Here is a 23,585-nt window from a genome sequence, read left to right as displayed (position 1 = left end):
GTGCGACCCGGGAAGCTCCATGCCCTCACATCCTCTTGCGCTACCCGATACGCTCTTCGACATCGAGAGCTTCGCCGCCTGGAGCCGCGCGCTCTACCGGATGATGCCGTTACCCGGTCATGTCCGCACCCTGTTTGAAAGCACGATCGAGGAACCGACCGACCAGCTCGCTGCCGTCGTGCGCGACGTCTTCACCACGCCGGTCAACGACCGGTTCGAAAGCGTCTTCGGGCGGGGCAATGCCTATGTGATCGCCGCGCTGGCGCAGCGCTATGGTGTGAACGAAGACCAGATCGTGTGCACCACGGGCGCTTCGACTGCGGTCGGCATGGTTCTGCATACGCTGGTGAAGCCCGGCGAGCACGTGCTGGTCGAGACGCCGCGCTTCGATGTGCTGGATTCCCTGTCGCGTGACCGCGGCGCGCGCGTGGACACGCTGACGCGCGGCGGCGCAGGCATGAGGATCGACCCGGGCCATCTCGCCGACAAGCTTCAGCCCGATACGCGGCTGGTGCTGATCAGCAACCTGCACAACCCCTCCGGCTATCTCATGCGCGAGGCGGAGCTGGCCGAGCTTGCCGCCGTCGCCGAACGCAACGGGACGCTGATCCTGGTCGACGAGGTCTATGGCGATTTTGCCGGCGAAGCCGGAGAAACATGCGCCGCACGCGTGGCGCCCAACGTGATCACGGTCAACAGCCTGACCAAGGTGTTCGGCCTGTTCGCGCTTCGCTGCGGCTGGATCGTGTGCGAGCCCGCGCTGGCCCGGCGCATTTCGCGCGACAATGCCGACCGCGAGTTCGGCGTGTCCAAGCTGACCCACGCCGTGGCTGCCCATGTCCTCGAACGGCCCGAACCGTTCGATAGCCATTGGCGCACCATTCTGAACGCGACACGCCCGGTGCTCGAACGCCATTTCGACGCCATGCGCGACGACGGGCTGATCGACGGCATCCTGCCCGATTACGGGTGTATCTGCTTTCCCGAAATCCTGGGCGTGGCCGACACACGCGCCCTGGCACGCGACATGTGGAAGCAGCAGGGGCTGGTACTGGCGCCGGGGGAATTCTTCGGCCAGCCCGGTCATATCCGGCTCGGTTTCGGGGTTGCTCCCGACCGGCTCGACGAGGGCCTCGCGCGCCTGCACGAGGCACTGTATGCGCGCCGCCGGGCCGTCAGGAGCGCCTGAGACCAAAGTGCCTCAACGCGCCGACGCCGGCGCTAGTCCCGGCTGACGAGCGCGCGCACGTCGCCCGTCAGGCGCTCGAGCACGGCTTCATTGGTATAGGCCATGTGCCCGCCCTCATACTCGCGCAGGACGATCCGGTCCCGGTCGTAGCCGGCCTGCGCCGCGAGGAAGCGGGCCGGGCCCAGCGTCGTCGTGGTGTCGTAAATGCCGGTGCCGATCATCAGCACGAAATCCTCATTGGCCTGCATCGCCTGCGCAATCGAGGCATCGTAGTTGAAGTCGTCAAAGGGTCCGCCCATGCCGCCGGTCGGCTCGTAGATCCAGTCGCCGCTATGCGGCGCGCGGATCGCGTAATCGTCAAAATCCAGCGTCACACCGAGGGTTTCGGAAAGGTGGGTTTCAAGCGCCAGCGGCAGAAGGTCGAGTACCGGGCCGTAGGGGGCAGAGCCCCGGCTGCCCTCTTCCGGTACCGGTCCGGAATAGCGCGCATCGTACATGTCCAGCATGAGGCCTTCATCGGCGAGAAGCTCCATCACGAAATCGCGCTTGGTGATCCTGAGCCCGTTCTCGAGATAATAGGCGGCATCGATGCCGGTCATCACTTCCAGCTGGCGCGCGATGGAGACACGCGCGTCCTCGCTCAGCGCGTTGCCGCGCACAAGCGCGTCGAGATAGGTCGTCATGGCGTAGGCGTGCACGTCATCGACGAACTCGGCAATCGAGCGGCCGTCCGTGTCGGCCTTGCCGTGAAACGCTGCGATGGCGGCAAGCGCGGAGAGATTGGTGGCGTAAGAGATCGTGTTCTGCGCGCGCTGGCTGGTCTCGATCATGTTGACCGCCTGACCGAGCAGGATGAGCCCGTCGAGCGGCATGGTCTCGCTGAGCAGGCCGGCCATCACGGCGCCGCGGATCGTGCCGTAACTTTCCCCGACCACGTATTTGGGCGAGGCCTCCCGGCCGTGCTCGCGGCTCCACACCTCGACGAAGCGGGCGACGGCCGCGGCATCGCCGGACACGGTATGAAGGGCCTGGCTGTCGGCCGCGTCGAGGATTTCGCTAAAGCCCGCCCCCGGCGGATCGATGAAGACCAGGTCGGCCACATCAAGCACGGTGTAGGGGTTGGGTACCGGACGGTCGGTTTTCGGCACCGGCGCGGTGACATCCTCGGGCGGGTCGATGCGCACCGGCCCGAACGCGCCCATGTGCAGCCACATCGAGGCAACGCTCGGGCCGCCATTGAACAGGAAGATGACCGGGCGTCCGGCGCGATCCTCGACATCGAGGCGCGTATAGGCAGTCGAGACGAAACGGACTGCCGGTGCGCCGGTCTCCGTCTCGATCACCGTGTCGTCAACCGCCGCGCGGTAGTGCACGCGCTCGCCGTTGAACGTGCCGGTATGTTCGCTGAAAAAGCCGAAGCCGTTCGCCGCTTCCTGAGCTGACGCAACCGCGGCGCCGGCCAGTGCGAGAGACGCCAGTGTCATGGCCGCAAGACCGGTTTTCATGATCGGCTTCATTCGCGATCCCCTTTAATACGCATCACCTGTCGGTGCCCGGATACCCTAGAGCGGGCTCCCTGAAGTCTAGCCAAAACGCGCAGATAGTCCGTTTCGAAATGATGCCGTTAGAGCGGATTTGCGTATCAGCTATGCACGAAATTGCGGGATCGGCACATTTTTCAGCCGGGTTTTGCGGCCGGGCAAGTCCGCCGGTCATCGCCCGGCCTCGTCGCCGATCCGGGGCGAAACATCCCGGTCTTTCCATGTCTATCGGCTTGTTCGATGGCTCACATCATAACTATTAATTTTGAAAATAAGTTCGGTTGCCCCATCTTTCGGTGAAAGCAACCTTGAGGATTTCGACCATGAGCGATCAAAGCGGATGCCCCTTCTCCGGCAAGCGCGACCCGATCCAGAGCGAGCGCGTGGGCGGTGCCATCGGCACGCGGCCGACCAATGCCGACTGGTGGCCGGACGCCCTGCCCGTGCACTTGCTGCATAGCCAGTCCGAACGGGCCAACCCGCTGGGTCCGGATTTCGACTATCAGAGCGCGTTTGCCACGCTCGACCTCGAGGCCGTCAAGGCCGACATCTTCGAGCTCCTGACCACGTCGCACGATTTCTGGCCGGCCGATTACGGCAATTACGGACCGCAAATGATCCGCATGGCCTGGCACTCGGCCGGGACCTACCGGGTGGCGGACGGCCGGGGCGGGTCGGGCGAAGGCCTGCAGCGCTTCGCGCCGGTCAATTCGTGGATCGATAACGGGAATATCGACAAGTCGCGCCGCCTGCTCCAGCCGATCAAGCAGAAATACGGCGCATCGATCTCCTGGGCCGACCTCATCATCCTGACAGGCAATTGCGCGCTGGAACTGATGGGCTTCAAGACGTTCGGGTTTGGCGGCGGGCGCATCGATGCCTGGGAACCGGACGACACGGTCTACTGGGGTCCCGAGTTCGAGATGGAGACCCAGGACAAGCGCTGGACCGGCGAACCGGGGACGGACAGCTACGATCTGGAAAACCCGCTGGCCGCCTCGCAGGCCTCGCTCATCTACGTCAATCCGGAAGGCCCGTTCGGGAATATGGATCCGATGTCCTCGGCGCAGGAAATCCGCATCACCTTTGGACGGATGGCGATGAATGACGAGGAAACTGTCGCGCTGATCGCCGGCGGGCACGCCTTCGGCAAGAGCCACGGCGCCTCGCCCAAATCCCATGTCGGCCCGGCGCCGGACGGCGCGCCGATCGAGGCCCAGGGCCTGGGCTGGATGAACACGAACGGGTCGGGCAATGGCGCGCTGACGACGACGAACGGGATCGAAGGCGCCTGGACGTCCAATCCGATCCGCTGGGATCACGAATACCTGCAGAACCTGTTCAAGTTCGAGTGGGAACAGACCGTGAGCCCGGCTGGCGGGCGCGCCTGGAAACCCAAGGGCGGGCAAGGCGCCGACATGGTGCCCGACGCCCACGTGGAGGGCCTGCGCCATCCGCCCATGATGATGACCACCGACATCGCGCTCATCACCGATCCGGCCTATCGCAAAATCTGCGAGCGCTTTGTGGAGCATCCCGAGCAGCTGGACGACGCCTTTGCCCGCGCCTGGTACAAGCTGACCCACCGGGACATGGGGCCGAAGAACCGCCTGCTCGGGGATGCGGTTCCGGACGAGGAGCTGATCTGGCAGGACCCGATCCCGGCCCGCGATCACGCGCTGGTCGACGCGTCGGACATCGCCGCGCTCAAGGCGAAAATCCTGGCCAGCGGTCAGCCCCTGCCCGCCCTTCTGGGCGCCGCCTGGGCTTCGGCCTCAACCTTCCGCAAATCGGACTATCGCGGCGGGGCGAACGGCGCCCATCTTCGTCTGGAGCCGATGAAGAGCTGGGCCGTGAACAACCCGCAGCAGCTGTCCGGCGTGCTGTCGGCCCTGGAAGACATCCAGAAGGAGTTCAACGCGGCCCAAAGCGGTGACAAGCGCATTTCGATGGCCGACCTGATCGTCCTGGCCGGGTGCGCCGTGGTCGAACGCGCCGCCAAAGGCGCCGGCGTCGACATCGAGGTGCCGTTCACGCCGGGACGCATGGATGCGCTTGCAGAACAGACCGATGCGCAGAACATCAACTATCTCGAGCCGTTCGCCGATGGCTTCCGCAACTACAAGAAGGGCCGCTACGCGGTGAAGTCGGAACGGATGCTGATCGACAAGGCCCAGCTTCTCGACCTGTCCGCGCCGGAAATGACGGCGCTCGTCGGCGGGCTGCGGGTTCTCGGGGCCAATTACGACGGTTCCTCGCATGGCGTGTTCACCGACCGGCCCGGCGTTCTGTCGAATGACTTCTTCGTCAACCTGCTCGATATCGACACGATCTGGAAAGCGGTGGACGAGGAGGAAGAAGTCTTCGAGGGCCGCGACCGTGCTACCGGCGAGGTCAAATGGACCGCGACGCGCGTCGACCTGGCTTTCGGGTCAAACGCCCAGCTCCGCGCGCTGGCCGAGACTTATAGCGCGAGCGACGGGCACGAACGCTTCGTGAAGGCGTTCGTAAACGCCTGGGATAAGGTGATGATGCTCGACCGGTTCGAGCTGAAGCATCCGCTCTATCAGGACAGCTGATCGAGACAGATCGCGAAACTGAGGACGGGGTGGCTCGCAGGAGCCACCCCTTTTTCGATGCGCGGCCGCGTCATCTGGGTGCCCCCCGACCGGGCCGGGACGGCACTTTAAGAGAAGGTTTCGACCTTTCCCGCCCGGACCGCGCTGACCTTGTAGATCTCGATGAGATTGGCCAGGGGCATCGGCTTGCCGAAGAACCAGCCCTGAAGCCGGGACGCGCCCATACGGCGGGCCAGCGTAGCCTGCGTCTCGGTCTCTACCCGTTCCATAGTGATCGAATGCCCGGTCGTGGTGAGCATCTTGCACTGCGTTGCGGCGATCTGATAGGCGCGCCGCGAGGTTGCGGCGGCATCCAGAAATGCGGTTTCCAGCTTGACCTGCTGAACGGGAAGCTTCTGCAGATAGGCCACGCCGGACGCCCCCTCGCCGAAGTCGTCCAGCGCCACCTGGCATCCGAGCCGGGTCAGGTTGGCGATCAGATTGGCGGCGGTCGGAAGATCGGAAATGCGGGCCGTCTCGGTCACCTCGAACCAGATGCGGGACCGGTCGAAACGCGCGGCCTCGACCCGCTTGCAGATCTGCGACATCGCGCCGAGATCGGTGATGGTGCGGCCTGACAGGTTCACGGCCAGAGGCGGACGTTCGTCGCCGTTCTGAAGAAAGCCCATGGCAAAGTCGAACATGGCCAGGTCGAGATCGCGGATCAGGCCTTCGCGCTCGGCCATCGACACGCCGGCCTCGAACGGCTTGCCGCCCGGCAGACGCGCCAGGAGCTCGTAGGCGGCCTCCTCACCCGTCAGCGCATCGACAATCACCTGCGCATAGGGTTCGAAGCGGCGATTGCGGATCACGGTCGTGAGCGCGGTGAGATTCTTCTGACGGTCGCGCGCGATCGCGACCGCGGCCTCGCCGAGCGTCACGCGGTCCGGCATACGCCCGGTCGCGTTGACCTGTTCGGCAACGGTTCGCAAGGCTTCCGAAATCTGTTCGCCGGTCAGCGTGGGATCGTCCTCGAACGTGATTGTCTCGATGGGCCCGCTCCCCAGTCCGAGATAACCGCAAATCTCGGCAACCGCGGAATCGATCTCGACCGTCTCGTCCATCCCCCTCTGTGTGGTCAGCAGCAGGGTGTCTCCGACCAGACCGCCGGCGCCATCCAGGGCGCTGGCGCGCACGAGCTCTGAGAGCGTCGAGAAGAAGGCCTTGTCGGCCGCATCCGCCGCGCGGCCGATGTCGAGCAGGGTAAAGGTCAGCGCCTCCTTGGCCGCACGCCGGGTCTCCACCAGTGCGCCAAACTCCTCGTCAAGGACGTTGGCAGGCGTTTCGCGCTCCTGCGAACGCTTAAAGCTGACCGTCCAGCCAATCGCGCGGGAGTCTTCCAGCTGCCAGCCGGAGAGCTGCACAGGCTGGCCAGCGAATTCCAGCGAGATGGGACCGATCCGGCGACCCTTCACATGATGGGCCACCACCAGATTGAGGATTGCCCGGAAGGCGGGCTCGACCAGCGAAACCAGCGGTTTGCCGACGAGATCGTCCCGGGTATGCAGCGCACCGATCGCTCCTGAGGCAAAGGTGATCGTCCCCTCCTCATCCGTTTCGATGAGAATGTCGGCTGCCGCAAAGGCAAACGTCACGAAGCGAGAGAGCATGCCGGGCCTCCTCCAAGCAGGAGGCGACTCTAGCCATTTGCTATTAGCGAATAGTGAAGGCGTTCGATGAAAGAGACGGGTCTTGGAATTGGCGTGGGGTTCCGAGCGATCCTTATTTTAGGTTCTTTTGCGCAAGTGAATTATATTCGATATGACACCTTTTTGCCGCACTCAGGCCTAATCACGAAAGTGATTTTTTATACAAACGTCACTTGCATTGACGAACCTTGAAACTCGGGTCTACCTTTTGATCTCGAAAGCGACGCTGAAAACCGGTCCCGCAAAGAGGATCGGGGGCGCGCTCAACGGGGAGGAAGACCGTGAAATCATTCAAGCAAGGCAGTGCGCTCGCCCTGGTTCTGGGGCTGGCGGGCATCACCGGCGCAAGCGCGCAAACCGACACTCAGACCAGCGATGGCCCGACCCTGGACGTCATCCAGGTCACGGCCCAACGCCGTGAGGCCAGCGTGCAGGACTCCGCCATCGCGATTTCGGCCATTACCGGAGAAAATCTGGAAAAGGACCGGATTCTGAGCTTCGAGGACCTGGCGTCCTCGGTGACCTCGCTCTCCTTTACCGCGCTGTCGCCGCTCGACCAGGAATTCAACATTCGCGGGATCACCAATACCCGTCTGGACTCGCCTTCGGCGGACCAGTCGGTCGGCATATTCCTCGACGAGGTCTATGTCGGCCGGTCCGGCCTGTTCAACGCCGATCTCTACGATATCGAGCGCGTCGAGGTCGTGCGCGGCCCGCAAGGCGTGCTTCTGGGGCGCAACGTGGTCGGCGGCGCGATCAGCATCATCACCGCGGCGCCGGAATTTGAAGAAGGCGGCGCGGTCTCGGTCTCCATCGGCAATTACGACGAAGTGCTGGTGCGCGGCCATGTGACCGGACCGCTGACCGACACGATTGCCGGGCGGATCTCGTTTCAATCGCGCAATCGCGGCGGCTACAACCACGACATCCTGCACGACCGGGAACTCGACAATCTGGAGAGTTTCCAGGCGCGCGGGCAATTGCTCTTCCAGTCGGACGAGACCGACCTGAATGCCCGCCTGATCCTGGACTACATGAATGACGAGTCCAACGGCTTCCATTCGGTCGCGATCAACGGACCCGATCCGGCCACCCAGGGACCGTGGAGCGCCGCACGCGAGGCGGTGGGGGCCGCACGCGGGCGTCCGCTCGATCTGCGCGAAAGCCTGCCTGAACATCCGCGCTATGCCGGAGACGCGAATGAAAGCCCGCAGGCCCTGCGCCGCGAGGCCTGGGGCGTGGCGCTGGACATCGACAAGGGCATTGGCGACATCGCCACCCTGACCAGCATCACCGGCTATCGCCAGGGCCATGCCTTCAACCTGTACGACCAGACAGGCATGGGACCGGACAATGGCTATGGCGTGCTGACGCCGACCCTGTTCAGCTTCCCGGTCAACGAGCGTGAGGAAATCAGCCAGTTCACGCAGGAAGTCCGCCTGGTCTCCAATCTGGAGAACAGCCGCTTCGACTGGATTGTCGGGGCCTATTACCAGAAAGACGATGTCGAGAAGTTCGACCGCTTCTGGGCCGAAGTGCCGCTGCCCGTGCTGGTCACGCTCTCGGGCGAGTCGCACTGGGACAATTATGCGGAGACCACCAGCATGGCCGTGTTCGGCCAGCTCGGCTACCAGTTCACCGACTGGCTGCGCGTGGTCGCCGGCGTTCGCTATACCGAGGACGAGAAGACCGGCACGGTCTTCGCGCGCGCGGTGGAAGGCGGCGACCAGTTCAACCCGACCGACCAGGTCGCGCTGACCCCGCTGGCTGCCACCTTCCAGGAGGGCGACAGCTTCTCCACCGATTACGGCCAGGAGTGGGAGGAGATCACCCCGCAGATCACGGCGGAGTTCTCTCCCATGGAAAACGCCTTCTTCTACGCGACCTGGTCGCGCGGCTATAAAGGCGGCGGCTTCGAGGACGATCCGGCAAACCCGGCCGCCGCGCAGGCGGGCTATGATCCGGAGACGGTGGAGAATATCGAGATCGGCGCAAAGCTCGACTTCCTCGATCGCCGGGCCCGGCTGAACGTGGCTGCCTTCATGATGGACTATCAGGACCTGCAGGTGACCCAGACCGACGATGGGTGCCTGTGCAACATCACCGACAATGCGGCCGATGCCGAGATTTCGGGCATCGAGGCGGAGTTCACCTTCGCCGCGAGCGAGCGGCTGCTGGTGTGGGCCGGCGGCACGGTGCTGGAAACCGAATATATCGACTTCATCGACGGCAACGGCCTGGACAATTCGGGCAACCAGCTCCAGCGCACGCCGGAGACGCAGTTCAATGTCGGCGCGGAACTCACGCTCGACTTTATGGACTGGCAGGACGCCCTCTCGCTGCGGGCCAATTACACCCACTCCGGCGAGATGTACTGGGCGCCGGACAATGCGCAGACCGAAGATGCGTACGGCCTGCTGGACGGGCGGATCTCGCTGGCACCGGCCGATCGCAACTGGAGCGTCTCGGTCTGGGGCAAGAATCTGACCGACGAGACCTACCGCACCAACATCATCGCCTTCTTCGGCGACGAGGTGTCCCGCCTGGGCGCGCCGCGCACGTACGGGATCGAGTTGTCGACCACCTTCTAATACCCAACGGGCCCGCCAACATCTGGCGGGCCCGGCATTGCTCCCTCCGAGCATCGTCCTGCCGGGCTGCCTCGCGCAGCCCGGCTTTTTCTTGTGCCTAGGCGTCGAGGCGTGCCGCCATGGCAGCCGCCAGCCCGGCGGGATCGCGCGCCAGGTTCGCCCGCACGGCGACCGCGTGCGGATCGGTGTCGTGTTCGGACACGTTGTGCGCCACGGCCCAGAGCCCGGCCTTGCCGATATCGCGCGGCTGGGACTTCTTCACCTTCACATGCTCGGACATGCGCGTCTCGACCGATCCGACAATCAGCGCCGTGACGCCGACCTTCATCGGCGCCAGCTCCGCGCGCAGGCAGTCGGACGCTGCGCGGGCGGCGAATTTCGACGGGCTGTACCCGCCCATGTTCGGCACGCCGACAATCGCGCCCGCCGAGAGCACGTTCACCACCGCGCCGCCGCCATTGGACTCGATGACCGGCGCGAAGGCGCGCGTCATGGACAGGAGGCCGAAGAAATTGACCTCCATCTCGCGGCGCGCCGCGTCCGGATCGTCGGTCTTGTAGAGGCGCTCATTGACGAACAGGCCGGCATTGTTGACCAGCAGGGTGACATCGGAGCACGCGCGCGCCGCGGCCCGGACCTGGTCCGCATTGGTCACATCAAGCTCGATCGCCTTGAGCCGGTCCGGGTCGCGCGCCGCGATCTGCTCGCCGTCTTGCCTGTTGCGCGCGCCGATATAGACGCGCCTCGCGCCGTGGTCGAGCAGCTCCTCGACAAAGCCGAGCCCGATACCCCGATTGCCACCGGTCACGATGGCGACGCAGTTTTCGATTTTCATGTCAGCTCCATTTCCAGGTGTAGAGGAGATCGTCGGGTTTCTTGGCGCCGCGCACCAGACTCCCTGGATCGGGAGCAATGGCCCCGCGCCCCCAGGTCTCCTTCAGCTCCATCTCGTGATTCCATTCCCAGGCGAGGCGGCGGTGCGCGATGGCCCAGCGACCGGCGCGCTTCTCGAACCGGTCCACCACCCGCGCCATGGTCAGGCTGTCGAACGGCTCGGCTTCACCCGCCTCGCGCCGGGAGAAGGTCAGGATATAGCTCTCCGCGCGGGCCAGATCGCCTTCGAGCTCGATCAGGAGGTTGGTGGTCGCATGGGTCATGCGCGGGGCGTGGGGCAGCACCTTGCGCAGCATTTTCACATACTCGGCTGCGGGGCCCTTGAAGGTCCCGCCATGATCCTCGATGGCGTCGTCATGATAGGCGTCGGCGATGAGGTCGGCATCGCCGCGGTCGGCGCCGCGGCAATAGCGAACGAGAATTTCGGTAATGGCCTGCTTGTCGAGCAGAGCCTGCACCGCGGCCGTGTCCAGCGTGTCGGTCATTGCGCGTCTCCTTTCCGGGTGTCGGACTTGGCGTTCATGAGGTGCGCGCCTGCATGACGGCCGGCCGGCCCGCCAGCGCCTGCGCATAATCGGGCAGAGCCTCGCCCTGCGCGCCGCGATCGGCGACACCGCGGTCGAAATAGTCTCGCCAGCCGCAAATCAGATCGCCGTCAAACTCGAGAATGCCCATGTAGGGGATCACGACGTGGTGGCCGTCCGCGGTGTCGAACTCGTCCACGCCTTCGACGAAGAGCGCATCCTCGCTCTCGGCAATCTTGAACATGCGCCAGTTCGGATTGCGCACCTTGGCCTTGTAGGCGGTGAGAAACTCGCGCGCGCCGGCCTTGCCGGTCTTGGGCGGCGCGGTGACCGCCGAGTGGTGCCAGACCATGTCCTCGCTCAGATGGGACAGGACGGCGTCGATGTCCTGGCGGGTGCACCAGGCGTCGATGACGGCCTGGACGATATCGGTCTTGCGGCTCATGCCACGATCTCCCTTGCCTGTTCGGGGGCACGCCAGGCCACGAAGGGGGGCGTCTCGGCCACCCCGGGCGCTGCGGCGACGACGTGAGGAATGGCGTTGGTGACCGCGCCGGCAACGCCGAGCATCTCGGCGGTCGTGCGCGCGGTCCATCCGTCCGGTTCGTGCAGGCCGAACAGGATCGACACATCGGGCTCGCCGGTGATCCGGATATTCCAGAGGCCCGATGCAGTCTCTTCCGGCGCCGGCTCCTCCATCGTCCAGGAGATGCCGAGCTTCACCCGGACCTGCCCGGCCGCATGGGCATGCCACATCCAGTCGATACGCGCCGCCGTGCCCGACCTGATCGTGCCGGCCGCGATCTCGAGATCCGCGGTGGCCGGCCGCAGCCTGTGGGCCGTGGTGACCCGTTCGGGGTGCCAGCCCAGGCGCGCCGTCACGAGCGTGACGACCTCCTCGAACAGCGCGCTCATGAGTGCGCCCGGACCCCAGTCCGGATCATTGGGGTCGATCCGGTCGACCGGTGCGCCGAAGCCAATGACGTCGAACACGTATTCGGGGCTTTTCACGGCGCGGCAATCGACGACCTCGTGCAGCGAGACGGCGTCGACGCGCGAGCAGACCCCGGTCGCCAGCACGGCCAGCTTCTCCGCGGCAAACCCCGGATTGAGCCCGGCGCCCATGAAGGTCGCCCCGCCTTCGCGGCCCGCCTTTTCAAACTGCGCGCGGCGCGCCTCGGGCCAGTGAGCGGGATTGGTCCCGCCATTGAGGCTGATCACATTCTTGCCCGAGCGGAGTAGCCGGCAAATCTCCGCGTCGTGCCGCTCGAACGGGGGATCGAGACGCGCCGCGTGAATGACGACGTCGGCGTCCAGGGCGAGGATCTCCTCGACATCGCGTGTGGCCGTGATCCCTGTCGGCTCGCGCCGGGCGATGTCGCCCGCGTCGCGGCCCGCCTTGCGGTCTCCATAGACGTACAAGCCGACCAGTTCGAGATGGGGCGCGTCGATCACCGCCTGCAGACAGGTCCGGCCCATGGCCCCGGTCGCCCATTGAATGATTTTCAAATCCGTCCTCCCTCGCGCGAGACATCAGGTCTCAGCGGGGCGTCCGGCCTTCGATTTCTGTGTCCGTCGAGGACTCCGGCCGGTACGCACTCACTTGCATACCGAAACCATAAAGTGCGGGTTCTTTAATGCAAGCGAATGATGGTCAGCCAGCTTTCGCCGCAGAGGACCCGGACGCCGGAGCGTCGGCCACGTCCCCGCCGGCAACCTCGAAGCGGACCTGTTCGGGACGCAGGGCTTCGCCGCAGGAGGAACACACGACCTCCGGGGCGAGATTATTGCCGCAGGGCTTGTGGGTCAGCAGCAGCGGCGGCCCTTCAGGCGAGAGGTAGTAGGCGTCGCCCCACTGCAGCAGCATGAGAAGGATCGGATAATAGTCGATCGCCTTTTCCGTCAGCCGGTATTCATAGCGCGCGGGGCGCTCGGAATACTGGCGCAGCTCCAGCATGCCGATCTCGCACAGCCAGTTCAGGCGTTCGGACAGGACATTCGTGGCGATGGCCGTATCTTCGCAAATCTCGTCAAAGCGGCGCAGGCCGGTGAAGATGGAGCGCAGGACCAGGCCCGCCCAGCGGTCGCCGGTGATCTGGGCGACATGATCGAGCAGGACGGACTTCTCCTCGCGCTTGCCGACGGCATCGCGGTGGCGCCGGCGGCGCGAATAGGTCGGCGTCATCCATCCCAGGCCCGGACCCTCTTTCCAGGCCATGTCGCGCGCCTTGATCTCGCCGCCGCAATCGCCGCAGGCGGGTACAGGCTCGAACTCATTGCCGCAGGTGGTATGACGCAGCGTCACGCTGATCTTGCCCTCGCGCGGCCCCCAGCGGCGCTCCCAGCGCAGCATCATGAGCGCGGTCCAGTACAGATCGCGGCCCTTGGCGGTCAGGTGATATTCGAAGCGATTGGGCGAATCCGCATAGGGCTTGCGCTCCAGCACGCCGGCTGCGACCAGACGCTTCAACCGGTCGCTCAGCAGCGGCTTCAGCAATCCTGTGCGGCTGCGGAAGGCCTCGAAACGCCGCGCCCCGAGCCAGCTGGCTTCGAGAATCAGAAGGATGGACGTATCGCCGACGACTTCGAGCGCGCGCCAGATCGAACAGGTCCGGATGAATTTGCGATCGGCCATCACATCTCGGGCGGGGTAGACGTCCCCGGATAACGCGACCGGAATACCCGGTTCGCTTGAACAAGCGTCCACTCCTATTGCCGGTTCCACGCCAGATCAAGTCAGCGCGGCCGGACTGCGGCGATCCGCCCTGATCCTCCTGTTCCCACAGGTGGGGCGCAGCTAGACGGCCATGGGCCGGCGCGCATAAGCCGCGGACATGAGGAACAGGCCCGCCGCCACCGCGAAGGAAATCGGTGACACCACGGTGATCGCGTAGCGGATGCCGGTATCGAACGGAAAGAACATGTCCCCGACAAGCGCGGTCGCCGTCGGGCCGGCCCCGAGCCCGATCAGGTTCACGATGAAGAGATAGATGGCCGAGAAAGTGGCGCGCATGCGGTTCGGCGTGAGCTGCTGCAAGGCGCTGGCGGCTGCCCCGATCGGTACCGCCGCCGAGGCGAAGAAGACCACAAAGGCCGCTGCGGCCACGAGAGGATTGCCGACCAGCGGAAAGATCACCGCGAAGACCGTTCCCACCATGCCAGCATAGCCGCAGAAGCCCAGCCGCCCGGCGGGGGTGCCGCCGCCGAACCGGTCGGTCACCCAGCCCCCGCCGACAAGGCCGATCAGACCGCCGACGATCAGGGCCGCGCCGGCGAGATGGCCGGCCTCGGTCAGCGTGAAACCATGGACCCGGATCAGGAAGACCGGGAACCAGGAGACGGCGGCAAACACGGCGAAATTGACCATCGCCACCGCAAAGCACAGCCCCATCACCGCGCCCGCCCGGCGCCGCGCAAAATCGAGTACCGAGGAAATCGGCACCTGGACCTGATCGGCCGGCTGACCGGCCGCGCCCTGCCGCATCGGTTCGGGCAGGAGCAGGAACAGGCCAGCGACGAGAACGCCGGGAAGGCCCACGATAAGGAAGGTCGCCTGCCAGGCGCGTACCTCGCCGACGATCGGCAAGACGACCGATCCGGTCGAGGCCACCAGTTCGATGATGAAGGCCCCGATCAGAAAGGCGAGACCGGCCCCGACCGCCGAGCCCAGCCCGTACACGCCCATCGCCAGCCCCAGACGCTTCTGCGGGAAGGTGTCGGAGATGATGGAATAGGCGGCGGGCGACAAGGTCGCCTCGCCTACACCGACGCCCATGCGGGCCACGAAGAGCTGCCAGTACTGACCGGCCAGCCCGCATGCCGCGGTCATCAGGCTCCAGAGCCCGACCCCGGCGGCCACAATGGGCAGGCGCGCCGACCGGTCAATCAGCCGGCCGAGCGGCAGACCCATCACCGTGTAGAAGATTGCAAACGCAAACCCCTGAAGCAGGCTGACCTGCGTATCGGTGAGGTCGAGATCGGCTTTGAGCGGCTCGACCAGAAGGCCGATAATCATCCGGTCGATGAAGGACAGGATGTAGGCCAGGAAGAGCACGGCCACCATCGTCCACGCGACAAACGGGGACGGGTAGCCGGCTTCATCCGTCGCCGGACCTACCGCAGGCGCGCTCGGGTTTCCGCTCATCGCGCTTCGGAATCGAAGTCGGTCTCGACACCCATCGCCTCAAGCAATTCTGCGCGGTCATAGTATTCGCGCCACTCGTCGATCAGGCCCTCTTCGTTGACCTCGATCACGCCCACGACGGGCACGGAGCCCGGGTGACCGTGATAGACGAATTCGTCGACGCGCTCGATGAACACGACATCGTCGATGACGCCGATATGGCGCACGTTTAACGTGATTTCCTCGATCCCGTCGGCCATGTGACCGATCCGGGTGCCGATCGCCTCGCGCCCGACAATCGGATCGACCATCATGGAATGCAGCGAGCCGTCCTCGGCAAACAGATTGACCACGCGCTCCCAGTCGCGGGTGTTCCACGCATCGACCATGTCGAGCACGACCGCCGTGCGCGGATCCTGCATCTCGGGCGCGGCGGCGGCGTCCCCGCTCTGCAGCGCGGACGCGTGAGCGGCGGGCAGGCAGACGGCCAATGCCGTCGCAGCAATCAGAATGCGCATGGTGTCCTCCCAGACTGTTTCGGTCGTGTTGAGGCCTGTTTCGGGCCTTTTGGTTTTGTTGTGCAAGTTATAAGAGCGATCTTGCCCGGCAGCGTCAAGCGAAACCGGAGGTCAGGCGCCGAGAAGCGGTTCGACCCATTCGGGCGGGGCCTTGCCCTGACGCGCATCCTCCACCGCCTGGCTGTCGACATAGTCGCGCCAGCGCAGAACCTTGCCGTTTTCGAACTCGAAGACGCCGGCATAGGGAACGCGCATCCGGACCCCGTCCGCGTTGACATAGTCGTCCACGCCTTCGACGAAGAGCGTGTCGCCCGCTTCCACATGTCGCGTGATCCGCCAGGCGATCTCGGTCTGTCCGGCCCCGAACTTCTCCAGAAACCGCCGGATATGCGCGCGGCCTTCCAGAGGACGCGAGCCGACATGGAAGTGATAGACGACGTCGTCCGCGAGCTGGTCGAGCACCGTGTCGATGTCGCCCGTCTTCCACGCCTCGATGATCGTGTGGACCGTATCAATGTGTGCCATCAGGCGGCCTTTCCCATTTGACCTTCTGCCTATGCGGCCCGAGCCTAAGCTCTCAAAGTACGATTACGCAAGTAAAAGCCTTGCCGCCTGCTCGGCGCATTTTTTGCCTGATTGACACACCGAATTCAGCGATCCTACTCTGCGCATTCGATTGCATAACAAAACTATCAAGGGAGCCGGCATGACCGCACCCTATCGGGAGGTGGATTTCCCGCCCGTCGACCTGGAGATCGAGCGGCGCGAGGACGGGGTTATCGTGATGACCCCGCGCGAGCCGTTGAAGGTGGAGAGCGCGAGCGTGCCGCTCGGCCTCGCACGACAGGCCCTCAAACAGGGCGGCAAGACCCATCTGGCCGAGCGCCCGGCACCGGGCAAGGACTGGGTCACGGCCAGCTTTGCCGAGACGAAGGCCCGGTCCGACGCGCTCTCCCAATTCCTGATCGACCTTGCTCCGCAAGCCGGGCGCCCGCTGATGATCGTCTCGGGCAATTCCATCGCCCATGCGGTCATGCGCTACGGCACCATGGGCGCCGGCATGCCCGTCTGCCCGGTCAGCGCAAATTATGCGCTGATGGGCGAGGCCGGCGGGTTCGAGCGCCTGCGCCATGTCATGGACATGACCCGGCCAGCCGTCATTTTCGCCGAGACGGCAGCCTGCGCGAAGGCGGTGAACGCGACAGCGCCGGGCGACGCCGTCGTCATCACGCGCGAACCCGAGGCCTTCGCCGGCAAGAGCGTGGCCTATGACACGGTGCTGAAGACGCCCGTGACACCGGCCGTCGCGCGGTCGATCGAGTCGCTCGACCCGGATGCGCCTGCCGCCTACATGCTGACCTCGGGATCGACCGGCAAGCCCAAGGCGGTCATCCAGACCCAGCGCATGATCACCGCCAATCTCTATCAGGGCTGGCAGACGCTGGGGCGCGCCGCGGGGTGGGACGACACCCTGCTCGAATGGCTGCCCTGGAGCCATGTGTCGGGCGCCTTCTCCTCGATGGCGGCCGCGATCTTCGGCGGCAGCTTCTATATCGACGGCGGCAAGCCCCTGCCCGGCCTGTTCGAACAGACGATCGAGAATCTGCGCGAGATTCCGCTCAAGTATTTCACCAATGTCCCCGCCGGATACGCGATGCTGGCCGAGGCGCTGGAAGAGGATGCCGGCCTGCGCAAGGTCTTCTTCGAGAAGCTCCAGCTGATGCTCTATGGCGGCGCGGGCCTGCCCCAGCCGGTCTTCGACCGCCTGCAGGCGCTGGCCGAGGCCGAGACCGGCAAACGCGTCTTCCTGACGACCGGCTACGGCGCCACCGAAACGACGTCGGGATGCATGTCGATCTACTTCATGTCCGAGCAGGTCGGCATCGGCCTGCCCATGCCGGGTCTCTCGGTCAAGCTGGTCCCGCTGGATGCGCGCCGTTACGAGTTGCGCATGAAGGGGGAGATGGTCACGCCGGGTTATCTGAACCGGCCCGAGCTCGAAGCGGAAATCCGCGACGAGGAGGGCTTCTACAAGATCGGTGACACGGCCGAATTTCATGACCCGGACAATGTCGAAGCCGGACTCGCCTTTGCCGGACGCCTGGCCGAGGAATTCAAGCTGGATACCGGCACGTTCGTCAGCGGCGGGGCCCTGCGCGCCGAGCTGGTGAAGGTCTGCGCGCCCTACATCCAGGACCTCGTCATCTGCGGGGAGAACCGGCCCTATGTCGCGATCCTCGCCTGGCCGAACATCAAGGCACTGGCCGAAGCGGCGGGCCTGCCGGCCGAGGCGAGCGTCGCACAGAGCGAGGCGGCGCTGGACCTCATCGCCGAACGCCTGGCTGCGCACAACGCCGCCTGCGCCGGCTCCAGCGAACGCGTCGTGCGCTTCGCGCTGCTCGCATCACCGCCCGATGCCGAGGCCCATGAGGTCTCCGACAAGGGCACGATCAATCAGGAAGCCGCCCGGCGCCACCGTTCCGGCGACGTGGACCGGCTCTATGCCGAGCCGCCCGGGCCCGGCGTCATCTCGCCCGGCGCACGCACGCCCGGCGTCTCAGCCTAGGAAAGGACGCCATCATGGCAGACTGGATTTATGTACTCGCCACGAATTTCGCCGTGCTGATCGCGGCCATGGTCCTGCTCTGGCTGCTCAGCATCGCGCTGAAGGATGTCAGCTTCATCGACTCCTTCTGGGCGTTCGGCTTCGTGCTGGTCGCGCTGGTCACCTACGCGATGACGCCTGCCGGCGACGAGGGACGCAAAGCCCTGCTCCTGGCCCTGACGGCGGTGTGGGGCCTGCGCCTGGGCGGTTATCTGCTCTGGCGCTGGCGCAAGGAAGGCGCCGACAAGCGCTATGTCGCCCTGCTCGAGCGGGCCAAGGGCAACAAGCACCTGTTCGCGCTGATCAACGTCTTCCTGCTGCAAGGCGTGCTGCTCTGGGTGGTGTCCCTGCCGGTCCAGCTCGGTCAGGTGCCGGCCACGCCGCCGGCGCTGGGCATCCTGGCCGTTGCCGGGGCCGTTCTGGCCATTGTCGGCATCTTCTTTGAAAGCATCGGCGATTTTCAGATGGCCCGCTTCAAGGCCGATCCGGCCAATGCGGGCAAGGTCATGGACAAAGGTCTGTGGCGCTATACCCGGCACCCGAACTATTTCGGCGATGCCTGCGTGTGGTGGGGCCTGTTTCTGATCGCGGCCGAAACCGGCATCGGGCTCGCCTCGGTCGTCGGTCCGCTCCTGCTGACCTTCCTGCTCGTCAAATGGAGCGGCGCGGCTCTTCTCGAACGCCGCCTGAAGCGGTCCCGGCCCGAGTACGAGGCCTATATCGCGCGGACCAGCGGATTCATCCCGATGCCGCCGCGCAAGACGGCCGGCGCGCCCGGCGACCCGGCCTAGGCAAGCAAGGACATCCATCATGACTGTGACCAGGGTGCACACCTTCCCCCATACCGAGCCCGATCCTCATCACCCCTACACGTCCGGGGCCTGGCGCCCGGTCTTCGACGAGTTCGATGCGGACGGGCTGGAGGTGATCGGGGAGATCCCGCGCGATATCGACGGGATCTATGTCCGCAACAGCGAGAATCCCGCCTTCGGATCGATCGGGCTCTACCACCCGTTCGACGGCGACGGGATGATCCACACGATGACGTTCCGGGACGGCAAGGCGAGCTATCACAATCGCTTCGTGCGCACCAAGGCGCTGATGGCCGAAGTCGAGGCGGGCCAGCCGCTCTGGGCCGGGATCGCAGAAGACCCGCGCCTGTCCAAGCGGCCGGGCTGGGGCGCGCATGGCGGCGTGAAAGACGCCTCGTCGACCGATGTCGTGGTGCATGCCGGCAAGATCCTGTCGACCTTCTACCAGTGCGGGGAAGGCTATCGCCTCGACCCCTACACGCTCGAACAGTTCGGCACGGAAGGCTGGGTCCCGCTCGACGGCATTTCCGCCCATCCCAAGCTGGATGAAGCGACCGGGGAGCTGCTCTTCTTCAACTACTCCACGCACGCGCCCTTCATGCATTACGGCGTGGTCGGACCGGACAACAAGCTGAAACACTACATCCCGATCGAGCTGCCCGGCCCGCGCCTGCCCCACGACATGGCGTTCACGCGCAACTACTCGATCATGGCCGACCTGCCGCTCTTCTGGGATGCCGACATCCTGGCCAAGGGCCGGCACGCGGCCCGCTTTCACCCGGACATGCCGACGCGTTTCGCCATCGTGCCGCGCTACGGCCAGCCCGGCGACATTCGCTGGTTCGAGGCCGAACCCACCTATGTCCTGCACTGGATGAACGCCTGGGAAGAGGGCGACGAAATCGTGCTGGACGGGTATTTCCAGGAGAATCCCAGCCCGAGCGCACTCCAGGCCGAGGGCGATCCGCGGCTTGGCCAGCTCATGGCTTATCTGGACGAACACTCCTTCCAGCCCAAGCTGCACCGCTGGCGGTTCAATCTTGCGACCGGCGAAACCCGGGAAGAGCGCCTCGACGACCGGGTGCTCGAATTTGGCAGCTTCAACCAGCAGGTGGCCGGCGAGAAGTCGCGCTACCTCTATTCCACCTTCACCCAGCCCGGCCGCTTCCTGTTCGAAGGCGTGGTCAAGCACGACATGGACACCGGCAAGTCTGAGACATTGCGATTTGGGGAGGGCCGGTTCGGGAGCGAGGCGCCGTTCGCACCGCGTGTCGGGGCCAGCAGCGAGGATGACGGCTATCTGGTCAGCTTCATCACCGACATGGTCGAGGACCGGTCGGAATGCGTGCTGGTGGATGCGCGCGACATCGAGGCCGGACCGGTCTGCCGCATCATCCTGCCTCACCGTATTTCCAGCGGCACTCATGCGACCTGGGCCGACGGCCCGACCGTGCGTGCCGCCAACGGCCTTTCCTGAGAGGATATTTCATGACCGCAAACACGCTCGAAACCCTGATCGCCAAGCAGGACATCTACGATGTGCTGACCAATTACGCGCGCGGGGTCGATCGCGCCGACGGCGAGCTTCTCAAGTCGTGCTACCACGCCGATGCGATCGAAGAGCATGGCAACACGTATAATGGCCCGGCCCACGCCTATGTGGACGGGGCGGTGGCGCGCATGGCCAAGCTGCGCCATCCGATGGCGCACTATCTGTGCAACGTGAACATCGACCTGCAGGACGACGCGAAGACCGCGTTCGTGGAGACCTATGTGCTCACCTTCGCGCGCTTCGACGACGCGGACGGCAAGGCCAATGACACGCTGACCGGGGGGCGTCTGGTCGACAAGTTCGAGCGTCGCGACGGCGCGTGGAAGATCGCCCATCGCAAGATGGCGCTCGACTGGAACCGGGATGCGCCGCAAGCCGAGGGCTGGTGCCTGGGCATGTTCGATCCCGGCCACCCCGACCTGAACATGGGCACGCGCGGTCGCGGCGACCTGTCCTACCAGCGCTTCTAGGCTTTCGGGGAGCGCGTCAGACGCGCTCCACCACAATCGCGGAACCGACCCCGGATCCGCCATGGACGACGGCGAGGCCGGTCTGGCCGCCCGACCGCTCCAGCCCGCCGATCAGCGTGGCCAGCAGGATTGCGCCGGACGCGCCCATCGGGTGGCCCATCGCCAGATGCCCGCCTTCGGGATTGACCTTGTCGAGATCCGGCTCGTAGTCGCGCTCGAACTTGGTCGGCGTGGCGGCAAAAGCCTCCATGAACTCGATGCGGTCGAGATCGCCGAGCGTCATGCCGGCGCCGTCGAGCGCCTTTTCCATCGCGGCGAAACCCGCGGTGAGCTGAAGGACCGGGTCGGCCGTCGCCTCGCCCAGCGCGCGGATGCGTGCCTTCGGCTTGAGCCCCGCCGCCTCTCCGGCAGCTTTCGTGCCGACCAGTGCCAGAGCCGCGCCGTCACAGGTCGGCGGGCAGTTGGCCACCGAGTGGAGGTGGTGGATTTCGGCCAGTTCCGGCCGCGATTTGAGCATCATGGCATCGAAGCCCTGCGCGCCCATTTCGGCAAAGGCCGGGGCCAGGGCGGCGAGCGAGTCCACCGTGGTGTCCGCGCGAATGCTTTCGTCGATGGCGAGGGCGACCGAGCCGTCCTCGGCCCGGATCGCGATCACCTCGTCGAGCCCCCCGGCCTCCCAGGCCTTGGCGGCGCGCTGATGGGACCGGGCGGTCACGCGGTCGAGGTCTTCCTTGGTGAAGCCTTCCATCGTCGCCATCAGGTCGGCCGACAGCGCGACCGGCACATAGTTGAGCGATTGCGCGGTCTTGGCATCTGCGTAGTAGAAGGCCTTGTCGCCCATGAAGGGCACACGCGACATCATCTCCACCCCGCCGGCGAGGCGCAGACGGTCATCGCCGCGCGCCTGGGCTTCCTCGGCGGACATGTTGATCGCCGTCAGACCGGAGACACAGAAATTATTGAGCGTCAGGGCGCGCAACGTGTCAGGCAGGCCGGCATGGAGCCGGCTGACCAGCGCGAGATGGCCGCCCTGCGCACCGACCTGGCCGACACACCCAAGCGTCAGCGATTCGGCGCGCGTCACCGAGTCCGGGCCATTGCGGTCCTTCAGGCTGGAGAGGAGCTGGCCGACCAGCTCGTGCGGCGTCAGGGCCGCAAGACCGCCGGTCTCTTTCGACTTGCCGCGCGGCGAACGCACGGCGTCATACACGTAGATATCCATTCTGGCTTAAACCCCGATAATAAAGCAGGCACTGGCGGTCGTGGAGCCGCCGACATTGTAGGTGGCGGCGGTCTTCGCCCCGCCGATCTGGCAATCGCCGGCCCGGCCGGTGGTCTGGCGCGCAGCATCGAGCGCCATGCGAACCCCGGTCGCGCCGACCGGATGGCCGAGACCGATCAGTCCGCCGGACGGGTTGAAGGGAAGCGCGCCGTCCGGCCGGATCGTGCCGGCCTCGATCGGCTTCCAAGCCTCGCCCGGTCCGGCGAGCCCGAAATGCTCGATGGCCATGTATTCGGTGATGGAGAAGCAATCGTGGGTCTCGACCAGGTCGAGATCGTCCGGCCCGGACAGGCCGGCGCGCGCATAGGCGTCGGTGATCGCCTTGCGCACCCAGGGAAAGGTGTAGCCATCCGAGCCTTCGCTCTCGGCCAGCTTGGCTTCGAACAGGAGAGGCGCGGTCGTATGGCCCCAGCCCTTCAGGCGCGGGATTTCGTCCAGGGAGAGCCCGCGGGCGTCGGCATATTTGCGCGCCTCGGCCTCGCTGGCCAGGAAGATAACGGCCGCCCCGTCGGTGACCTGGCCGCAATCGCTCTTGCGCATCCAGCCTTCGATGACGGGGTTGGCCTCGTCGTCGGCGGAGAAGCTGTCTTCGGTGAACTGCCAGTTGCGGGTCTGGGCGTTCGGATTACGGCGGCCATTGTCGAAATTGGTCTTCGAGATTTCCGCCAGATGCTCGCGCTTCAGCCCGTAACGCCGCTCATAGACCTCAGCCAGTCCGGAGAACATGGCCGGCCAGAGATAGCGCGCGCCTTCGGCCTCGCGCCCGGCCCAGGCCGCGGCCCCGAGATTGCGCGCAGCCTGCTCGCCCGGAACGTTGCGCATGAGCTCCACGCCGATCACACCGACCAGGCCGTAACGGCCGGCTTCGATATCGGCGGAGGCAGCGAGAATGGCCATCGAGCCGGAGGCGCAAGCCGCCTCGTGGCGGCTGGTCGGCAGACCGGAAAACGCCGGGTGGGCCATGACGGCCATGCCGCCCAGAAGACCCTGACCGGAAAACAGCTCGCCGGCGAAATTGCCGATATGCAGCGCTTCGATGTCCTCGGCATCCAGCCGGGCCTCGTCGAGGGCCGCAGCAGTGGTTTCCGAGATCATCTCGAAAAGCCCCTTATTGTCGCGCGTCCAGTTGCGAGCGAAGTCGCTTTGCGCGCCCCCGAGAATGAAGACTGGCGATGTCATGGGATGAGCGCCTCCGCGAGCTCCAAGAGATCGATATA

Annotated in this window: 19 protein-coding genes; 7 read left to right on the top strand and 12 right to left on the bottom strand. The window is 65.4% G+C overall.

What is annotated here, in order from left to right:
• The first annotated feature begins 19 nt into the window (after positions 1 to 19).
• The gene (locus tag PGP17_RS08725; RefSeq protein ID WP_270375037.1) at positions 20 to 1,189 is read left to right on the top strand and encodes a pyridoxal phosphate-dependent aminotransferase; all 1,170 of its coding nucleotides are present in this window, start codon (positions 20 to 22) and stop codon (positions 1,187 to 1,189) included.
• Between the two features lie 32 nt (positions 1,190 to 1,221).
• On the opposite strand, the gene PGP17_RS08720 is transcribed toward PGP17_RS08725, so the two are convergent.
• Positions 1,222 to 2,694 carry a S10 family peptidase gene (locus PGP17_RS08720; protein ID WP_270375036.1) on the bottom strand — a complete coding sequence of 491 codons (1,473 nt, stop codon included), beginning with the start codon at positions 2,692 to 2,694 and terminating at the stop codon, positions 1,222 to 1,224.
• Between the two features lie 359 nt (positions 2,695 to 3,053).
• Here PGP17_RS08720 and katG point away from each other — a divergent pair, with 359 nt between their 5' ends.
• Complete coding sequence (katG, locus tag PGP17_RS08715) at positions 3,054 to 5,309, top strand: catalase/peroxidase HPI (RefSeq protein ID WP_270375035.1); 2,256 nt, start codon at positions 3,054 to 3,056, stop codon at positions 5,307 to 5,309.
• A 107-nt stretch (positions 5,310 to 5,416) separates the two neighbouring features.
• On the opposite strand, the gene PGP17_RS08710 is transcribed toward katG, so the two are convergent.
• Complete coding sequence (locus tag PGP17_RS08710) at positions 5,417 to 6,958, bottom strand: sensor domain-containing phosphodiesterase (protein WP_270375034.1); 1,542 nt, start codon at positions 6,956 to 6,958, stop codon at positions 5,417 to 5,419.
• Positions 6,959 to 7,278: 320 nt separating this feature from the next.
• Here PGP17_RS08710 and PGP17_RS08705 point away from each other — a divergent pair, with 320 nt between their 5' ends.
• Positions 7,279 to 9,588: a TonB-dependent receptor gene (locus tag PGP17_RS08705; RefSeq protein WP_270375033.1), complete on the top strand. Its 2,310-nt coding sequence runs from the start codon at positions 7,279 to 7,281 to the stop codon at positions 9,586 to 9,588.
• A gap of 97 nt (positions 9,589 to 9,685) precedes the next feature.
• On the opposite strand, the gene PGP17_RS08700 is transcribed toward PGP17_RS08705, so the two are convergent.
• The 8 genes from PGP17_RS08700 to PGP17_RS08665 all read right to left on the bottom strand — a co-directional run bounded on the left by PGP17_RS08700 (position 9,686) and on the right by PGP17_RS08665 (position 16,172).
• On the bottom strand, positions 9,686 to 10,423 hold the full coding sequence (locus PGP17_RS08700; RefSeq protein ID WP_270375032.1) for an SDR family NAD(P)-dependent oxidoreductase: 738 nt from the start codon (positions 10,421 to 10,423) through the stop codon (positions 9,686 to 9,688).
• 1 nt (position 10,424) lies between these two features.
• Entirely contained in the window at positions 10,425 to 10,967 is a 543-nt protein-coding gene (locus PGP17_RS08695; protein ID WP_270375031.1) for a nuclear transport factor 2 family protein, read from the bottom strand.
• Between the two features lie 34 nt (positions 10,968 to 11,001).
• Complete coding sequence (locus PGP17_RS08690; RefSeq protein ID WP_270375030.1) at positions 11,002 to 11,451, bottom strand: nuclear transport factor 2 family protein; 450 nt, start codon at positions 11,449 to 11,451, stop codon at positions 11,002 to 11,004.
• Positions 11,448 to 12,515, bottom strand: coding sequence for an NAD(P)H-dependent amine dehydrogenase family protein (locus tag PGP17_RS08685; RefSeq protein WP_270375029.1), 1,068 nt, complete (start codon positions 12,513 to 12,515; stop codon positions 11,448 to 11,450). Before PGP17_RS08685 ends, PGP17_RS08690 begins: the two co-directional genes overlap by 4 nt.
• A gap of 145 nt (positions 12,516 to 12,660) precedes the next feature.
• Entirely contained in the window at positions 12,661 to 13,641 is a 981-nt protein-coding gene (locus PGP17_RS08680) for a winged helix-turn-helix transcriptional regulator (RefSeq protein WP_270375028.1), read from the bottom strand.
• Positions 13,642 to 13,803: 162 nt separating this feature from the next.
• The gene (locus PGP17_RS08675; protein WP_270375027.1) at positions 13,804 to 15,150 is read right to left on the bottom strand and encodes an MFS transporter; all 1,347 of its coding nucleotides are present in this window, start codon (positions 15,148 to 15,150) and stop codon (positions 13,804 to 13,806) included.
• On the bottom strand, positions 15,147 to 15,647 hold the full coding sequence (locus PGP17_RS08670) for an SgcJ/EcaC family oxidoreductase (RefSeq protein ID WP_270375026.1): 501 nt from the start codon (positions 15,645 to 15,647) through the stop codon (positions 15,147 to 15,149). Before PGP17_RS08670 ends, PGP17_RS08675 begins: the two co-directional genes overlap by 4 nt.
• Positions 15,648 to 15,758: 111 nt before the next feature.
• Positions 15,759 to 16,172 carry a nuclear transport factor 2 family protein gene (locus PGP17_RS08665; RefSeq protein ID WP_270375025.1) on the bottom strand — a complete coding sequence of 138 codons (414 nt, stop codon included), beginning with the start codon at positions 16,170 to 16,172 and terminating at the stop codon, positions 15,759 to 15,761.
• 181 nt (positions 16,173 to 16,353) lie between these two features.
• On the opposite strand from PGP17_RS08665, the gene PGP17_RS08660 reads away from it, so the two are divergent.
• Genes PGP17_RS08660 through PGP17_RS08645 form a run of 4 tightly spaced genes read left to right on the top strand, consistent with a single transcriptional unit; the run spans position 16,354 to position 21,086 of the window.
• Positions 16,354 to 18,213, top strand: a complete 1,860-nt coding sequence (locus PGP17_RS08660) for an AMP-binding protein (protein WP_270375024.1) — start codon at positions 16,354 to 16,356, stop codon at positions 18,211 to 18,213.
• Positions 18,214 to 18,227: 14 nt separating this feature from the next.
• Positions 18,228 to 19,043 (top strand): DUF1295 domain-containing protein, encoded by an 816-nt coding sequence (locus PGP17_RS08655; protein ID WP_270375023.1) that lies wholly within the window; start codon positions 18,228 to 18,230, stop codon positions 19,041 to 19,043.
• Between the two features lie 19 nt (positions 19,044 to 19,062).
• A complete protein-coding gene (locus tag PGP17_RS08650) occupies positions 19,063 to 20,541 on the top strand; it encodes a carotenoid oxygenase family protein (RefSeq protein WP_270375022.1) in 1,479 nt (492 codons plus the stop codon).
• A gap of 11 nt (positions 20,542 to 20,552) precedes the next feature.
• A complete protein-coding gene (locus PGP17_RS08645; protein WP_270375021.1) occupies positions 20,553 to 21,086 on the top strand; it encodes a nuclear transport factor 2 family protein in 534 nt (177 codons plus the stop codon).
• A 16-nt stretch (positions 21,087 to 21,102) separates the two neighbouring features.
• Here PGP17_RS08645 and PGP17_RS08640 read toward each other — a convergent pair whose 3' ends face one another.
• Together PGP17_RS08640 and PGP17_RS08635 are read right to left on the bottom strand one after the other, a co-directional pair.
• The gene (locus tag PGP17_RS08640) at positions 21,103 to 22,308 is read right to left on the bottom strand and encodes an acetyl-CoA C-acyltransferase (RefSeq protein WP_270375020.1); all 1,206 of its coding nucleotides are present in this window, start codon (positions 22,306 to 22,308) and stop codon (positions 21,103 to 21,105) included.
• A gap of 6 nt (positions 22,309 to 22,314) precedes the next feature.
• A complete protein-coding gene (locus PGP17_RS08635; protein WP_270375019.1) occupies positions 22,315 to 23,547 on the bottom strand; it encodes an acetyl-CoA acetyltransferase in 1,233 nt (410 codons plus the stop codon).
• Between the last annotated feature and the right edge of the window lie 38 nt (positions 23,548 to 23,585).

It is taken from the genome of Marinicauda sp. Alg238-R41, assembly GCF_947331485.1.
Classification (GTDB): Bacteria; Pseudomonadota; Alphaproteobacteria; order Caulobacterales; family Maricaulaceae; genus Marinicauda; species Marinicauda pacifica.
This window is presented reverse-complemented; position numbering and strand designations above follow the sequence as displayed.

Excerpts from the sequence above, each read along its gene's own strand:
- PGP17_RS08725 (WP_270375037.1), top strand. The coding sequence starts at position 20 with ATGCCCTCACATCCTCTTGCGCTACCCGATACGCTCTTCGACATCGAG.
- PGP17_RS08720 (WP_270375036.1), bottom strand. The coding sequence starts at position 2,694 with ATGAAAACCGGTCTTGCGGCCATGACACTGGCGTCTCTCGCACTGGCC.
- katG (WP_270375035.1), top strand. The coding sequence starts at position 3,054 with ATGAGCGATCAAAGCGGATGCCCCTTCTCCGGCAAGCGCGACCCGATC.
- PGP17_RS08710 (WP_270375034.1), bottom strand. The coding sequence starts at position 6,958 with ATGCTCTCTCGCTTCGTGACGTTTGCCTTTGCGGCAGCCGACATTCTC.
- PGP17_RS08700 (WP_270375032.1), bottom strand. The coding sequence starts at position 10,423 with ATGAAAATCGAAAACTGCGTCGCCATCGTGACCGGTGGCAATCGGGGT.
- PGP17_RS08695 (WP_270375031.1), bottom strand. The coding sequence starts at position 10,967 with ATGACCGACACGCTGGACACGGCCGCGGTGCAGGCTCTGCTCGACAAG.
- PGP17_RS08690 (WP_270375030.1), bottom strand. The coding sequence starts at position 11,451 with ATGAGCCGCAAGACCGATATCGTCCAGGCCGTCATCGACGCCTGGTGC.
- PGP17_RS08680 (WP_270375028.1), bottom strand. The coding sequence starts at position 13,641 with ATGGCCGATCGCAAATTCATCCGGACCTGTTCGATCTGGCGCGCGCTC.
- PGP17_RS08675 (WP_270375027.1), bottom strand. The coding sequence starts at position 15,150 with ATGAGCGGAAACCCGAGCGCGCCTGCGGTAGGTCCGGCGACGGATGAA.
- PGP17_RS08670 (WP_270375026.1), bottom strand. The coding sequence starts at position 15,647 with ATGCGCATTCTGATTGCTGCGACGGCATTGGCCGTCTGCCTGCCCGCC.
- PGP17_RS08665 (WP_270375025.1), bottom strand. The coding sequence starts at position 16,172 with ATGGCACACATTGATACGGTCCACACGATCATCGAGGCGTGGAAGACG.
- PGP17_RS08660 (WP_270375024.1), top strand. The coding sequence starts at position 16,354 with ATGACCGCACCCTATCGGGAGGTGGATTTCCCGCCCGTCGACCTGGAG.
- PGP17_RS08655 (WP_270375023.1), top strand. The coding sequence starts at position 18,228 with ATGGCAGACTGGATTTATGTACTCGCCACGAATTTCGCCGTGCTGATC.
- PGP17_RS08650 (WP_270375022.1), top strand. The coding sequence starts at position 19,063 with ATGACTGTGACCAGGGTGCACACCTTCCCCCATACCGAGCCCGATCCT.
- PGP17_RS08645 (WP_270375021.1), top strand. The coding sequence starts at position 20,553 with ATGACCGCAAACACGCTCGAAACCCTGATCGCCAAGCAGGACATCTAC.
- PGP17_RS08640 (WP_270375020.1), bottom strand. The coding sequence starts at position 22,308 with ATGGATATCTACGTGTATGACGCCGTGCGTTCGCCGCGCGGCAAGTCG.
- PGP17_RS08635 (WP_270375019.1), bottom strand. The coding sequence starts at position 23,547 with ATGACATCGCCAGTCTTCATTCTCGGGGGCGCGCAAAGCGACTTCGCT.